The 14,222-nt window shown below is 72.2% G+C and carries 12 protein-coding genes; 5 read left to right on the top strand and 7 right to left on the bottom strand.

The genetic code is table 11. From position 1 onward, the window contains the following. Positions 1–271: 271 nt before the first annotated feature. The 3 genes from ACFUJY_RS14175 to ACFUJY_RS14165 are packed head-to-tail and all read right to left on the bottom strand — an operon-like array spanning position 272 to position 3,271. Complete coding sequence (locus tag ACFUJY_RS14175) at positions 272–1,120, bottom strand: thioredoxin domain-containing protein (RefSeq protein WP_383298495.1); 849 nt, start codon at positions 1,118–1,120, stop codon at positions 272–274. Positions 1,121–1,170: 50 nt separating this feature from the next. Beyond that, positions 1,171–1,890 (bottom strand): hypothetical protein, encoded by a 720-nt coding sequence (locus ACFUJY_RS14170; protein ID WP_383298493.1) that lies wholly within the window; start codon positions 1,888–1,890, stop codon positions 1,171–1,173. Between the two features lie 55 nt (positions 1,891–1,945). Continuing rightward, complete coding sequence (locus ACFUJY_RS14165; protein WP_383298491.1) at positions 1,946–3,271, bottom strand: DUF2252 domain-containing protein; 1,326 nt, start codon at positions 3,269–3,271, stop codon at positions 1,946–1,948. 201 nt (positions 3,272–3,472) lie between these two features. Between ACFUJY_RS14165 and dnaE the strand changes: the two genes are divergently transcribed. Next, a complete protein-coding gene (gene dnaE, locus ACFUJY_RS14160; protein ID WP_383298489.1) occupies positions 3,473–7,009 on the top strand; it encodes a DNA polymerase III subunit alpha in 3,537 nt (1,178 codons plus the stop codon). Between the two features lie 77 nt (positions 7,010–7,086). Here the strand turns inward: dnaE and ACFUJY_RS14155 are convergent, their stop codons facing one another. Then, positions 7,087–7,266 carry a hypothetical protein gene (locus tag ACFUJY_RS14155; protein ID WP_383298487.1) on the bottom strand — a complete coding sequence of 60 codons (180 nt, stop codon included), beginning with the start codon at positions 7,264–7,266 and terminating at the stop codon, positions 7,087–7,089. Positions 7,267–7,488: 222 nt separating this feature from the next. Between ACFUJY_RS14155 and ACFUJY_RS14150 the strand changes: the two genes are divergently transcribed. The 4 genes from ACFUJY_RS14150 (at position 7,489) to ACFUJY_RS14135 (ending at position 11,470) form a co-directional block, all read left to right on the top strand. Continuing rightward, the gene (locus tag ACFUJY_RS14150; RefSeq protein ID WP_383298485.1) at positions 7,489–8,793 is read left to right on the top strand and encodes an NYN domain-containing protein; all 1,305 of its coding nucleotides are present in this window, start codon (positions 7,489–7,491) and stop codon (positions 8,791–8,793) included. A gap of 151 nt (positions 8,794–8,944) precedes the next feature. Next, a complete protein-coding gene (locus ACFUJY_RS14145; RefSeq protein ID WP_383298648.1) occupies positions 8,945–9,919 on the top strand; it encodes an ABC transporter ATP-binding protein in 975 nt (324 codons plus the stop codon). Further along, positions 9,916–10,701, top strand: a complete 786-nt coding sequence (locus ACFUJY_RS14140) for an ABC transporter permease (RefSeq protein WP_383298483.1) — start codon at positions 9,916–9,918, stop codon at positions 10,699–10,701. The genes ACFUJY_RS14145 and ACFUJY_RS14140 overlap by 4 nt, the downstream gene beginning before the upstream one ends. Positions 10,702–10,735: 34 nt before the next feature. Then, positions 10,736–11,470 carry an ABC transporter permease gene (locus ACFUJY_RS14135; RefSeq protein WP_383298481.1) on the top strand — a complete coding sequence of 245 codons (735 nt, stop codon included), beginning with the start codon at positions 10,736–10,738 and terminating at the stop codon, positions 11,468–11,470. A 412-nt stretch (positions 11,471–11,882) separates the two neighbouring features. Here the strand turns inward: ACFUJY_RS14135 and ybaK are convergent, their stop codons facing one another. The 3 genes from ybaK to ACFUJY_RS14120 are packed head-to-tail and all read right to left on the bottom strand — an operon-like array spanning position 11,883 to position 14,177. Beyond that, positions 11,883–12,383: a Cys-tRNA(Pro) deacylase gene (ybaK, locus tag ACFUJY_RS14130; protein ID WP_383298479.1), complete on the bottom strand. Its 501-nt coding sequence runs from the start codon at positions 12,381–12,383 to the stop codon at positions 11,883–11,885. A 4-nt stretch (positions 12,384–12,387) separates the two neighbouring features. Next, positions 12,388–13,131 carry an LON peptidase substrate-binding domain-containing protein gene (locus tag ACFUJY_RS14125; protein ID WP_383298477.1) on the bottom strand — a complete coding sequence of 248 codons (744 nt, stop codon included), beginning with the start codon at positions 13,129–13,131 and terminating at the stop codon, positions 12,388–12,390. Between the two features lie 5 nt (positions 13,132–13,136). Further along, positions 13,137–14,177, bottom strand: coding sequence for a hypothetical protein (locus ACFUJY_RS14120; protein WP_383298475.1), 1,041 nt, complete (start codon positions 14,175–14,177; stop codon positions 13,137–13,139). Positions 14,178–14,222 lie beyond the last annotated feature (45 nt).

Below are 14,222 nucleotides of genomic sequence, written 5' to 3'. Positions count from 1 at the left end.
CGGCCCAATGATTCGCGGTGCAGAACGGGGCAACGGGGAGAAATTCTTCCCCCCGGTCCGGAGTTTGAGAAACGAACTTCATGTATCGGCGTGCTCCGGTGGTCGGTGTGTCCGTATTCCGTCCGCGTGGAGAGCCGTTCGCAACGCAGCCGTCACCGGCCGGTGACGGGCTCTTCGGTGGCCGGATCACAACGGTCGGGCGTACACCGGGCCGATACGTGAAGGGGGTGGGCCCGGACGGGTCCACCCCCTTCACGGCAGCAGCCGGAGGTCAGCCCTTCAGCGCGGCGGTGATCGCCGTGTTGAACTCGTCCACCGTCATCGGCGCGTTCTTGCCGTCGCTGCCGGTGACCTTCTTGCCGTCCATGACGAGGGTCGGCGTGCCGGTCACGTCGTCCTTGTTCTCGTCGAAGCTCTTGGACATCTTCAGGGCCCAGGCGTCGTACGTGCCGTCCTCGACGGCCTTCTGGAACTCCTTGTTGCCCTTGAGCTCCTTCACCGAGTCGGCCACCTTGATGAGGTAGCTGTCGTCCTTGAACTTGTCGTCGGACTCCTCCGGGTGGAACTCCGCCGAGTACAGGGCGCTCTTGTACTCCAGGAAGGCGTCGGTGCTCACGTTCAGCGCCGCGCCGAGCGCGCTCAGGGCGTTCTTCGACCCCTCGCCGTTGCTGCCGATGACCCCGTCGCCGAGGCTGTCACCGTCGATGAACGACGCGCCTATGTACTGGATCTTGTACTTGCCGTCCTCGACGTCCTTGGCGATGGTCGAACCGATGGTCTGCTCGAACGAGGCGCAGATCGGGCAGCGGGAGTCCTCGTACAGCTTGAGGGTCTTCTTCGCGCTGTCCTTGCCGATGACGACGGTGGTGCCGTTCTCGCCCGAGGTGTTCTCGGGCGTGACGACCTTCGCCTTGTCGTCCTCGACCGCCTGCCAGTGGGACGGCTTGTTCAGCTCCATGATGGCGTAGCCGACGCCGGCCGCGACGGCGAGGACGCCGACGGCCGAGACGACGACGATGACCTGCCGGCGGGCCTTGTCCTTCTTCGCCTGGCGCTCGCGCTCCGCGCGCAGCCGCTCGCGGGCGGCGGACTTGTTGGCCTGGCTGTTGCGCTTGCTCATGGTGGTGTTCTCCGTATGGGGGTGGGTCGTACGGTGCGGGGCTCGCGTGCTCAGAGGGCACAGGCCCCGAGCGGCGGACCCCTCCGTCCCACGGAGTGCACGAGGAGGCGGGCGCGGGCGGGCAGCAGCGGCCCGGACGCGGCGGCGCGGGCCCCGGTCCCCGGCGGGCGGCCCGCCGTGCGCACCACGGCCACCGCGATCAGCAGCGGCCGGAACGCCAGCAGCGCGCCCGCCCGGAGCAGCCCGGCGAGCGCCAGCTCCCCGCGGTGCAGCCAGGCGGCGGCGAGCAGCCCGACGGTGACATGGGCGGCCAGCAGCAGCCAGGGGACCAGCGGTCCGGGGGAGGCGAGCAGCGCGGCGGCGCCCTGGCCGCCCGAGGTCACCGAGGCGAGCGGGGTGCCGACGTCGCCCAGGGACGCGGTGCCGGGGCCGAGGTCGCCGCCGCCGCACAGGACGTCGACGCCCACCGAGCGCAGGGGGCCCGCTATCGGGCCGCCCGCCGCCCCGTAGCAGAGGTGCTGGCCGGTGGTGAAGAAGGTGTCGGCCGCCAGCTCCAGGGGGACGAGGAGTCCGGCGATCGCGCCGAAGCCGCGCTGGCGGCCGGCCAGGGCGTAGGCCGCCGCGAAGACGGCCCCGGCCAGCACGGCGACGGGGACCAGGGGCAGCGCGACCTGGGAGAGCAGGACGTGGGACGCGGCGGAGAGCGTCACGACGAGCGCTGTGAAAAGCGCCGCGCGTGCCGCTCTGAGCTGCGTCCCGGATATGTCCATCGCCCAGGAGTGTCGCATGCGAACCTGTAAGCGACCCCTAAAGGTTCCGTTTCGCCTACAGCCCCGGGATGCGGCCGTTGCGGAAGAGGTCCACGAAGATCTGGTGATCCGCGCGGGCCCGCGCGCCGTAGCTGTGGGCGAAGTCCACCAGGAGCTCCCCGAAGCCCTCCTCGTCGGCCGCGATGGCGGCGTCGATCGCCCGCTCCGTCGAGAACGGCACCAGCGAGTGGCCGCTCTCGTCGTCCGCCGCCGAGTGCATCGTGGCCGTGGCCCGGCCGAGGTCGGCGACGACCGCCGCGATCTCGTCGGGCTCGTCGATGTCGGACCAGTCCAGGTCCACCGCGTACGGCGACACCTCGGCGACCAGCTGGCCGGCCCCGTCCAGCTCGGTCCAGCCGAGCCACGGGTCGGCGTGGGCCTGGAGGGCGCGCTGCGAGATCACCGTGCGGTGGCCCTCGTGCCGGAAGTAGCCGCGCACGGCCGGGTCCGTGATGTGCCGGGAGACGGCCGGGGTCTGGGCCTGCTTGAGGTAGATCACCACGTCGTTCTCCAGGGCGTCGCTGTTGCCCTCCAGCAGGATGTTGTACGAGGGCAGGCCCGCCGAGCCGATGCCGATGCCGCGCCGGCCCACGACGTCCTTCACCCGGTACGAGTCCGGCCGGGTCAGGCTCGACTCGGGCAGCGTCTCCAGATAGCCGTCGAACGCGGCCAGCACCTTGTACCGCGTCGCCGCGTCCAGGTCGATCGCGCCGCCGCCCTCGGCGAACCGGCGCTCGAAGTCGCGGATCTCGGTCATCGAGTCCAGCAGCGAGAACCGGGTCAGCGAGCGGGCGGTCCGCAGCGCGCCGAGCAGCGGCCCCTCGGCCGTGTCCAGCGTGAAGGGAGGCACCTCGTCGTTCTTGGCGCCCGTGGCCAGGGCGCGGATGCGCTCGCGGTAGGCCGCCGCGTAGATCCGCACCAGCTCGGTGATCTGCTCGTCACCCAGCGCCTTCGCGTACCCCAGCAGAGCGACCGAGCCGGCGAAGCGCTTGAGGTCCCAGGTGAAGGGGCCCACGTACGCCTCGTCGAAGTCGTTCACGTTGAAGACGAGGCGGCCGTTGGCGTCCATGTAGGTGCCGAAGTTCTCCGCGTGGAGATCGCCGTGTATCCAGACCCGGCCGGTGCGCTCGTCCAGGTACGGGCCGCCGTGCCGCTCGTGCTCCAGGTCGTTGTAGAACAGGCAGGCCGTGCCCCGGTAGAACGCGAAGGCGGAGCCCGCCATCTTGCGGAACTTGACCCGGAAGGCCGCCGGATCGGCGGCCAGCAGCTCCCCGAAGGCGGCGTCGAAGACCTCGAGAATCTGCTCCCCGCGCCGCTCCGCGCCGGTCTGCGTGTCCGACATCTGTGACTGCCTCCTGGTACCTGGCCTGCGTGATGACGTGCATGACAAAAGGGACGGGTGGTCCCGCCCTTCCAACGCGCGACCGTATCGCGGAGTGCCCGTCGCCGCGTCCGTCGGAGACGTAGACTTCCACGCTGTCCCCCCAGACATCCCGAGACGTCACCCGTCCCGTCGTCCACATTCCCCCGGAGGCACAGCGCCGTGACCAAGCCGCCCTTCACGCACCTTCACGTCCACACCCAGTACTCGCTCCTGGACGGTGCCGCGCGGCTCAAGGACATGTTCAAGGCGTGCAACGACATGGGCATGACCCATATCGCCATGACGGACCACGGCAACCTGCACGGGGCGTACGACTTCTTCCACTCGGCGAAGAAGGCGGACGTGACGCCGATCATCGGCATCGAGGCGTACGTCGCACCCGAGTCGCGCAAGCACAAGCGGAAGATCCAGTGGGGGCAGCCGCACCAGAAGCGCGACGACGTCTCCGGTTCGGGTGGTTACACCCACAAGACCATCTGGGCGGCGAACAGGACGGGTCTGCACAACCTCTTCAAGCTGTCCTCGGACGCCTACGCCGAGGGCTGGCTCCAGAAGTGGCCGCGTATGGACAAGGAGACCATCGCCCAGTGGTCCGAGGGCCTGATCGCGTCCACCGGCTGCCCCTCCGGCGAGGTCCAGACACGGCTGCGGCTCGGCCAGTTCGACGAGGCGCTCAAGGCGGCGTCCGACTACAAGGACATCTTCGGCGAGGGGCGCTACTTCCTGGAGCTGATGGACCACGGCATCGAGATCGAGCGCCGGGTCCGCGACGGGCTCCTGGAGATCGGCAAGAAGCTCTCCATCCCGCCGCTCGTGACGAACGACTCGCACTACACGTACGCCTCCGAGGCGACCGCGCACGACGCCCTGCTCTGCATCCAGACCGGCAAGAACCTCTCCGACCCGGACCGCTTCCGCTTCGACGGCACCGGCTACTACCTCAAGACCACGGACGAGATGTACGGCGTCGACTCCTCCGACGCCTGGCAGGAGGGGTGCGCCAACACCCTCCTGGTCGCCGAGCAGATCGACACCTCCGGGATGTTCGAGAAGCGCGACCTGATGCCGAAGTTCGAGATCCCCGAGGGCTACACGGAGATCACCTGGTTCCAGGAGGAGGTCCGGACCGGGATGAACCGCCGTTTCCCGAACGGCGTCCCCGAGGACCGGCAGAAGCAGGTCGAGTACGAGATGGACATCATCATCCAGATGGGGTTCCCGGGGTACTTCCTGGTCGTCGCCGACTTCATCATGTGGGCCAAGAACAACGGCATCGCGGTCGGTCCCGGCCGAGGTTCCGCGGCCGGCTCGATCGTCTCGTACGCGCTGGGCATCACCGACCTCGACCCGATCGAGCACGGGCTGATCTTCGAGCGGTTCCTCAACCCCGAGCGCGTCTCCATGCCCGACGTCGACATCGACTTCGACGAGCGCAGGCGCGTCGAGGTCATCCGGTACGTGACGGAGAAGTACGGCGCCGACAAGGTCGCCATGATCGGCACCTACGGCAAGATCAAGGCCAAGAACGCGATCAAGGACTCCGCCCGCGTCCTCGGCTACCCGTACGCCATGGGCGACCGCCTCACCAAGGCCATGCCCGCCGACGTCCTCGGCAAGGGCATCGACCTCAACGGCATCACCGACCCCAGCCACCCGCGGTACAGCGAGGCGGGCGAGATCCGGGGGATGTACGAGAACGAGCCGGACGTCAAGAAGGTCATCGACACCGCCAAGGGCGTCGAGGGCCTGGTCCGGCAGATGGGCGTGCACGCGGCCGGCGTGATCATGTCCAGCGAGCCGATCGTGGACCACGCCCCGGTCTGGGTGCGGCACACCGACGGCGTCACCATCACGCAGTGGGACTACCCGCAGTGCGAGTCGCTCGGCCTCCTCAAGATGGACTTCCTGGGGCTGCGCAACCTGACGATCATGGACGACGCCATCAAGATGGTGAAGTCCAACAAGGGCATCGACCTGGAGATGCTCGCCCTGCCGCTGGACGACCCCAAGACGTACGAGCTGCTGTGCCGCGGCGACACGCTCGGCGTGTTCCAGTTCGACGGCGGGCCGATGCGCTCGCTGCTGCGCCAGATGCAGCCCGACAACTTCGAGGACATCTCCGCCGTCTCGGCCCTCTACCGGCCGGGCCCGATGGGCATGAACTCGCACACGAACTACGCGGAGCGCAAGAACGGCCGCCAGGAGATCACCCCGATCCACCCGGAGCTGGAGGAGCCGCTCAAGGAGGTCCTGGGCCTCACCTACGGCCTGATCGTGTACCAGGAGCAGGTGCAGAAGGCCGCCCAGATCGTCGCCGGCTACTCGCTCGGCGAGGCCGACATCCTGCGCCGCGTGATGGGCAAGAAGAAGCCCGAGGAGCTGGCGAAGAACTTCGTCCTCTTCGAGGCCGGCGCCAAGAACAAGGGCTTCTCCGACGCGGCCATCAAGGCGCTCTGGGACGTCCTGGTCCCGTTCGCCGGGTACGCGTTCAACAAGGCGCACTCCTCCGCGTACGGCCTGGTCACCTACTGGACCGCGTACCTCAAGGCGAACTACCCCGCCGAGTACATGGCCGCCCTGCTGACCTCGGTCAAGGACGACAAGGACAAGTCCGCCGTCTACCTCAACGAGTGCCGGCGCATGGGCATCAAGGTGCTCCCGCCGAACGTCAACGAGTCGGAGTCCAACTTCGCCGCCCAGGGTGACGACGTGATCCTCTTCGGGCTCACGGCCGTCCGCAACGTCGGCCAGAACGTCGTGGACTCGATCATCCGGTGCCGCAAGCAGAAGGGGAAGTACAGCTCGTTCCCCGACTTCCTGGACAAGGTCGAGGCCGTCGTCTGCAACAAGCGGACCGTGGAATCCCTGATCAAGGCCGGCGCCTTCGACGAGATGGGCCACACCCGCAAGGGGCTCGTCGCCCACCACGAGCCCATGATCGACAACGTGGTGCAGGTCAAGCGCAAGGAGGCCGAGGGGCAGTTCGACCTGTTCGGCGGCGGCGAGGAGGACAGCGACGAGCCGGGCTTCGGGCTCGACGTGGAGTTCTCCGACGTCGAGTGGGAGAAGTCCTATCTGCTGGCCCAGGAGCGCGAGATGCTCGGGCTCTACGTCTCCGACCACCCGCTGTTCGGTCTGGAGCACGTCCTGTCCGACAAGTCGGATGCGGCGATCTCGCAGCTCACCGGCGGTGAGCACGCCGACGGCGCGATCGTCACCGTGGGCGGCATCATCTCCGGCCTCCAGCGCAAGATGACCAAGCAGGGCAACGCCTGGGCCATCGCCACCGTGGAGGACCTGGCCGGCTCCATCGAATGCATGTTCTTCCCCGCCACCTACCAGCTGGTCTCGACCCAGCTCGTCGAGGACACCGTCGTCTTCGTCAAGGGGCGCCTCGACAAGCGCGAGGACGTGCCGCGCCTGGTCGCCATGGAGATGCAGGTCCCCGACATCTCCAACGCGGGGACCAATGCGCCCGTCGTCCTGACCATCCCCACGGTCCGGGTGACCCCGCCCATGGTCAGCCGGCTCGGCGAGGTGCTGAACAGCCACCGGGGCGACACCGAGGTGCGCATCCGGCTCCAGGGCCCCCGCAAGACCACGGTGCTCCGGCTCGACCGGCACCGGGTGAAGCCGGACCCGGCGCTCTTCGGTGACCTGAAGGTGCTGCTCGGGCCGTCCTGCCTGGCGGGCTGAGCGCAGACGTACGAGAGGGGCGGCTCCGCTTGCGCGGGGCCGCCCCTCTCGGTGTGCCGGCCTTGCCGGGAGTCCGGTCAGTTGTGGCCGAAGCGCCGCTGATGCTTGCGCGCAACATCGGCAGGGCTGCCCTGTGCCTGCGACTGGGCCGCGCTCTGGGCCTCCATGGCCGACGAGCGTGCCTCCTGGGTACCGCGCTCCGCCTGCGAAGCGCGGTCCTGCTGGCTGCCCTGCTTGCGGTTCTTGTTCTTGGCCATGGTGTTCCTCCTATAAGGACTCTCGGGGCCAGGACCACCGTCAGATTCACATAATCGGATAAACATCGCATGTCGGATCATTACCGTGCGTAGTGACGGGGTATGATGCGCGCTTTTCGCGATCCGCCACGCCGATGATCGAGTTCCGGCCGTCAACCCCGGCGTGGTCGGGCAGACTCGAAGGAACCCTGAGAAAACCCGATCCCGATTGCCTGGAAGAGGGTGGAACGCGTGGACCGTTGCGTCGTCCTGGTGGACGCCGGCTATCTGCTGGGTGCAGCCGCGAGTCTGCTGGCAGGAGAGCCCGCCCGGTCCCGCATCACCGTCGACCACGCGGCCCTCATCCAGCAGCTGCGCGAACGCGCCGAGGCCGACACCGCGCAGCCGCTGCTGCGGATCTACTGGTTCGACGGTGCCCCCGACCGCGTCCCGCAGCCCGAGCACCGCAGGCTGCGCGTGATGCCCCGGGTCACCGTCCGGCTGGGCGCCCTCACCCGCAGTGACGGGCGCTGGGCGCAGAAGGGGGTCGACGCGGCGATGCACGCCGAGCTCACCGAGCTCGCCCGCAACCGCGCCTGCTCCGACGTGGTCCTGGTGACCGGCGACGGCGACCTGCTGCCCGGCCTGATGTCGGCCAAGGAGCACGGCGTCGCCGTCCACCTCTGGGCCGTCCAGGCCGCCGACGGCGACTACAACCAGTCCGAGGACCTGGTCGCCGAGGCCGACGAGCGCCGCGTCCTGGACCGCGCCTGGATCACCCAGGCCGTCCGGGCCAAGGAGACCGGCGGCCTCTGCGCCCCACCGCCCGCCCCGCGCCCCGAGATCGCCGCGATCCTCTCCGCCCCGCTGCCCGAATCCGCCCTCGCCGCCTCCGCCGAGCGCGCGTCCCGGGCCGCCGCGCGGGCCGAGGCGGCCCGCGAGGACGAGGAGTCGGCCCCCCGGACCGGTGAGAGCCCCGCCCCGCCCGCGCACGGCAGCAAGGGCGTGCCCACTCCGAAGGACCTCGCCGGCACCCTGCGCGGCCCCGCCGGGCCGGCCGAGCGGCATCCTGCCCCGCAGCCCGCGGCGACCCTGCGCTGGTCCTCCGACCGGGGCTGGGTGGAGCGCGGCGGCCCGCTGGGCGAACCGGCGGAGACCGCGTCCCTGCCGACCCTCGCCCAGCTCACCAGCGCCGAACAGCGCTGGGCCGACCGCGAGGAGGACATCACCACGGTCGGCGGCGACCCCTTCGAGGTGGGCCAGGTCTTCGCCCGGCGCTGGATGGAACGGCTTCCGGAGACCGGCCACCTGCCGAAGCTCTCCGCCCTCTACCCGCGCATCCCGCACCGCATCGACGGCGAACTCCTCCGGTACGCGGCCCGCTTCGGTCTCCTCGCCCACAAGGACGACCAGATCGACGAGCACGACCGGTACGCGATCAGGGCGGGCTTCTGGCGCGAGATCGACGTACGGGCCGCCGCCGACCACGCCCCGGCGGGCGAGCGGGCCGCGGACAAGGCCGGCCGGGCCGGGCCCTCCGGAGACTGAGTCCGCCTCCGGCCGGCCGCCCGGCCCGGCCGTCCCCGGCCGCGCCGATGTCCGATCGGTGCGGCCCCGGGCGTAATGCCGGTCCCCGGACCCCGTACCCTCGTACCTCGTGAGTACGGGGACGGCGCAGGCGCCGACGGCGAGCGGCACCGTGTGCGCGGTGCGCGATCTGGTGAAGACCTACCCCCCGGTCCGGGGCCGCCGCGGCGCGCCCGCGTCCCCCGGGGTACGCGCCACCGACGGCATCAGTCTCGACGTCCGGCGCGGTGAGATCTTCGGACTGCTCGGGCCCAACGGAGCCGGCAAGTCCACCCTCGTACGGCAGCTCACCGGGCTCATGCGGCCCGACTCCGGCAGCGTCGACATCCTCGGCCACGACCTCGTCCGCCACCCCGAGCGGGCCTCCCGGCTGATCGGCTACCTCGGGCAGGAGTCCACCGCGCTGGACGAGCTGACCGTCGCCCTGGCCGCCGAGACCACCGGCCGGCTGCGCGGGCTCCCGGTGCGCGAGGCCCGGGCCGAGCGCGACGCGGTGCTGGACGAGCTCGGCCTCACCGACCTCGCGGACCGCCCGCTGAAGAAGCTCTCCGGCGGTCAGCGGCGCCTCGCCTGCTTCGCCGCCGCGCTGGTCGGGGAGCGCCCCGTGCTCGTCCTGGACGAGCCCACGACCGGCATGGACCCGGTGGCGCGGCGCGCCGTCTGGGCCGCCGTCGACCGCCGGCGCGCGGAGCGCGGTGCGACGGTCCTGCTCGTCACCCACAACGTCATCGAGGCCGAGACCGTCCTCGACCGGGTCGCCGTCATCGAACGCGGCAAGGTCATCGCCTGCGACACCCCCGCCGGGCTCAAGGAGCGCGTCGCCGGTGAGGTCCGGGTCGAGCTGGTGTGGCGCGAGCGCGCGCCGCTGGAGATCCCCGAGGTCGCGGCCCTGCGGGCGGGCGCCCAGGAGTCCGGGCGGCGCTGGGCGCTGCGGCTCGCGCCCGATGAGGCGCGCGCGGCGGTCGCCGCGGTCACCGGGGGCGCGGCCTTCGCGGCGCTCGACGACTTCAGTCTGGCGACACCGAGCCTGGAGGACGTCTACCTCGCGCTGGGCGGCGGCGCGACCAAAGGACTGGTGAAGGCATGAGCGGAATCGGTGCGGTGGCCGGGGCGGCGGCGCCGCTCGCTCCCCGGGCCCGGCTGTTCCCCTCCCTAGCGGCCGTCTACCGCGCCCAGCTCTCCCGGGCCCGGGTGGCCCGCATCCCGCTGCTCTTCGTGGCGACCTTCCAGTCCGTCGGCATCATGATCCTCATGCGCGGGGTGGTGGACGGCGGCTCCGAGGCGCGGGCGGTCGTCGCCGGGTCCAGCGTGCTGGTCGTCGCCTTCGTCGCGCTGAACCTCCTCGCCCAGTACTTCGGGCAGCTCCGGGCGGGCGGCGGGCTCGACCACTACGCCACCCTGCCCGTGCCGCCCGCCGCGGTCGTGCTCGGCGCGGCGGGGGCGTACGCCTCCTTCACCGTCCCCGGGACCGTGGTCACCGCGGTGACCGGCAGCGTGCTGTTCGGGCTGCCGATGGCCCATCTGTGGGTGCTCGTGGCCGTCGTGCCGCTGTCCGGCGCCGCGCTCTCGGGCCTCGGCGCCGCGCTGGGGCTCCTCGCGCCGCGCCAGGAGCTCGCCACGCTGCTCGGACAGCTGGGCATGTCCGCCGCGCTCCTGCTGGGCGTCCTGCCGGCCGACCGGCTGCCGGCGCCGGTGGGCTGGGCGCGCGACCTGCTGCCGTCCACGTACGGGGTGGAGGCGCTGGCCCGGTCCTTCGGCGCCCATCCGGACTGGGTGGTCGTCGCGCTCGACCTCGCGGTCTGCGCCGTCGTCGGCGTGGTCTCGCTCGCCGTGGCCACCTGGGCGTACCGCAGGGCGGCGGTCCGGTGAGGCGCGGTCCGCGGGCGCCTGGCACGATGGCACGGTGACCGCACCCCTGACGCCGCCGAACCGGCCCTCGTCCGACGACCACCACGACTGGCGGAAGCCGGCTCCGGGGGGTGAGCCCGGCGGTCCCGCCGTTCCGTACGGCTCCCACCTGGCGCCCTCGCCGGGGGTGGACCGGGACGAGCTGCGGGCGGATCTGCGGCGGGCGGGCGTCGTCGCGGCCGTGGTGACCGTCGCCGGTGTCCTCATGGGGCTGCTGTGGCTGTGGCTGGCGCCCCGGGTGCCGCTCATCTCCGACAACACCGCGGTGTTCCTCAACGACAGCGAGGGCGAGGAGGCGATCGGGGCCGACGGCACGTTCGCCCTGCTCGGGCTGGCGTTCGGGGCGGTCTCGGCGGGGCTCGTCTTCTGGTTCCACCGGCGTGGCGGGATCTGGCTGACGGTGGGTCTCGCGGTCGGCAGCGTGCTCGGGTCGCTGCTGGCGTGGCAGCTCGGGACGCGGCTGGGGCCCACGTCCGACGTGGTCGCGCACGCGCGGGAGGTCGGCAAGGGGGTCGTGTTCGACGCGCCGCTGGAGATGCACGCGCACGGGGTGCTGCTGGCTTGGGGGCTGGCGGCGATGCTGGTGCATCTGGGGTTGACCGCGGCTTGGGGGCCGCGGGAGTTCGAGGGGGAGTGGGCGTCTTACGGGGGGTGGGGGCCGGGGGCGCCTTCGGCGCCGGGGGCCGGGGCGCCGTCCTCCGGGTCCGCCGCGCCGTCCGACGGGGCGTAGGGGGCCGCTGCGCGGGGCCTTCTCCCCTCCCCGCCCCTTCCCGAAACCGGGGCGCGGCCCCGGACCCCGCGCCTCAAACGCCGGCGGGGCGGGGGGGGCGCCCCGGCCCCGCCCCCCCCCGGGGGGGGGGGGGGGGGGGGGGGGGGGGGGGGGGGGGGGGGGGGGGCTCTGGCCACGGTCCCCGGGCCTCTAACGCCGGCGGGGCTGGGGGTGCGGCTCGGGCACGGTCCCCGGGCCTCTAACGCCGGCGGGGCTGGGGTGCGGCTCTGGCCCCGGGCCCCGCGCCTTAGCGTCGGCGGGGCTGGGGTGCGGCGGTCGGGCGGATTCAGCCCGTCCGGCGTTTGAGGACGGAACCGGTCCGCCGGGGGCCCGCGCCTCGTGTTACCGGTCGATCGGGGGCTCCGCCCCCCACTCAGCCCCGGCCGATGTCCGCGAACACCGCGCCCGTCAGCGTCGCCAGGTCCTCCGGTGACAGTTCGACTTCCAGGCCCCGGCGGCCCGCCGACACGCAGATCGTCGCGTGGGCGCGGGCCGACGCGTCCAGGACCGTGGGGAGGCGTTTGCGCTGGCCCAGGGGGGAGATGCCGCCCCGGACGTAGCCCGTGGTGCGTTCCGCCGCGGCCGGGTCCGCCATCGTGGCGCGTTTGCCGCCCGCCGCCGCGGCCAGGGCCTTCAGGTCCAGGGAGCCCGCGACCGGGACGACGGCGACCGTCAGGCGGCCGTCCACGTCGGCGACCAGGGTCTTGAAGACGCGGTCGGGGGAGACGCCCAGGGCCCGGGCCGCCTCCTCGCCGTAGGAGGGCGACGCCGGGTCGTGGTCGTACGCGTGCACGGTGAACGCCGTGCCCGCCGCCGTCAGGGCGACCGTGGCGGGGGTGCCGCCGGACTGGGGTTTCCTCTGCTTCTTCGCCATGGCGTCAGTTGGGGTGCGTCGGGGCGACGGTCAGGTCCACCGCGGGCAGCGACGGCAGGTGCCGGATCACCGCCGTCTCCGAGCGCAGGAGCCGCAGCTCCTCGCGGAGCCGGGTCGCGGTGTCCGGGGCCTGGAGGAGCCGCTGCTTGGCGGGGACGTCCAGGACCACCGTCGAGGCGACCAGGTACGAGACGACCGACGGGTCGTCCGGCAGGTCGGCGCCCGTGGTGAGGGAGCGCTCGCTCGCGCCCGCCAGCCGCTTCTGGTAGCCGCGGAAGGCCCGCAGGACGCCCTCGGCGAGGGGGCCCGCCTCGTCGCCCGGGTCCTCCTCCAGCTCCTCCAGTTCGGCCGTGAGGAAGGGGCCGCTCGCGTCCACGGACAGGAGCCGGACCCGGGTGGTGCCGGTGGCCAGGACCTCGAAGCTGCCGTCCGCGCGTTCCCGGACGGTCGCGGCGTCGGCGACGCAGCCCACCCGGTGGAGCGACTGGAGGGGGTCGGCGCCGAAGCCGTCGCCCGGACCGCGTTCGACGGGCTTGCGGACCGCCTCCGGCATGCCGAGACCCGTCACGGCGGTCTCCCGGCCGTCCCGGATGGCGACCACGGCGAACCGGCGCGGTTCGTCCTCGTCGATGGTCAGGAGCTCGCGCATCATGGCGCGATATCGCTCCTCGAACACGTTGAGGGGCAGCACGAGGCCCGGGAACAGCACCGCGTTCAGCGGGAACAGAGGCAGGCGAGCGGTGGTCACAGCGGTCAAGCGTAATGGCCGCGGGCCCGTCCTCGTCCGGAGCCTTGCCTCAACGGGGTCCCGGAGGCCACCCGAAGCCGTGCGCTGTCCCGCGCGTCCAGGAACCGGCCCAGCGGATCGCCGGACACCGAAGCCCACGGGAACGAGGACGCGTGCGCGCCGATCCGGCCGAACTGCTCCAGCGCCTCCGCCCACCGGCCCCGTACCACCAGGACGTACGCGAGCAGGTTGCGGACCTCGGCCGGCCACGGGTCGCCCGGGGCGAAGGCGGCCGACAGGGAGATCGCCAGATCCGCCGCCGCGTCGATCCGCTCCTCCTGGACCGAGGTCGACCGGGCGTCCCACGCCCCCTCGGTCAGCATCGCGAACGCGGCCCGCAGCGGCAGCGCCTGGACCAGGGAGCTGGGGACCGAGTCCTCGGCGGCCCGCTCCGCGAAGTCGAAGCACTCCCGGTGCGAGCCGTACCAGGCGGCCGACAGGTACTGGAGCGCGGCGACATGGCAGCCGTAGTGGTGCGTGGAACGCTGGAGGGCCTGCTCCCACAGCGCCTCGAACGTGGTGTGCGTGGCCTGGGTGCCCCGGGCGTGGTCGAGCGCGAGGCGCCAGGGCACCGGGTCGCGCGGATCACCGGCCGCCGCCGCCGTGATCAGCGGCCCCACCTCGCGCAGCTGCTCCGCGCGCGCCGGGGACTCCCAGGCGCGGTCGACCGCGAGCTGCGCCTTGACGAGCAGCGCGTCCGGATCGTGCGGCGCGGCGGCCAGCCAGTCCGCGAGCCAGCCGTCCCGGTTGCGGGCGAACGCGACGAGCCGTCTCAGATAGCGGTCCCGGGTCTCCCACTCGGCGGCGTCCCGGGTGGTCGCCAGGAGCTTCGCGGCCGGTTCGTACTCCCCGGCCGCGGCGGCCACCAGCGCGGGGGACAGCCGTTCGTCGGGGGCGTCGAGCAGCACCGCGTGGTCCGCGGGCAACCCGGTGGAGAGCGCCGGGGTGTGCCGGATCACGCGCGCGGTTCGGAGCAGAGCGCGGAGGAAAGGCATGGTGCAGACCATTGAAAAGCGCTGGTGGAGGCGGCGCCAAGGGGAGCGCTGTGAAGC

This window comes from Streptomyces sp. NPDC057249, from assembly GCF_042669245.1.
Lineage (GTDB): Bacteria > Actinomycetota > Actinomycetes > Streptomycetales > Streptomycetaceae > Streptomyces.
This window is presented reverse-complemented; position numbering and strand designations above follow the sequence as displayed.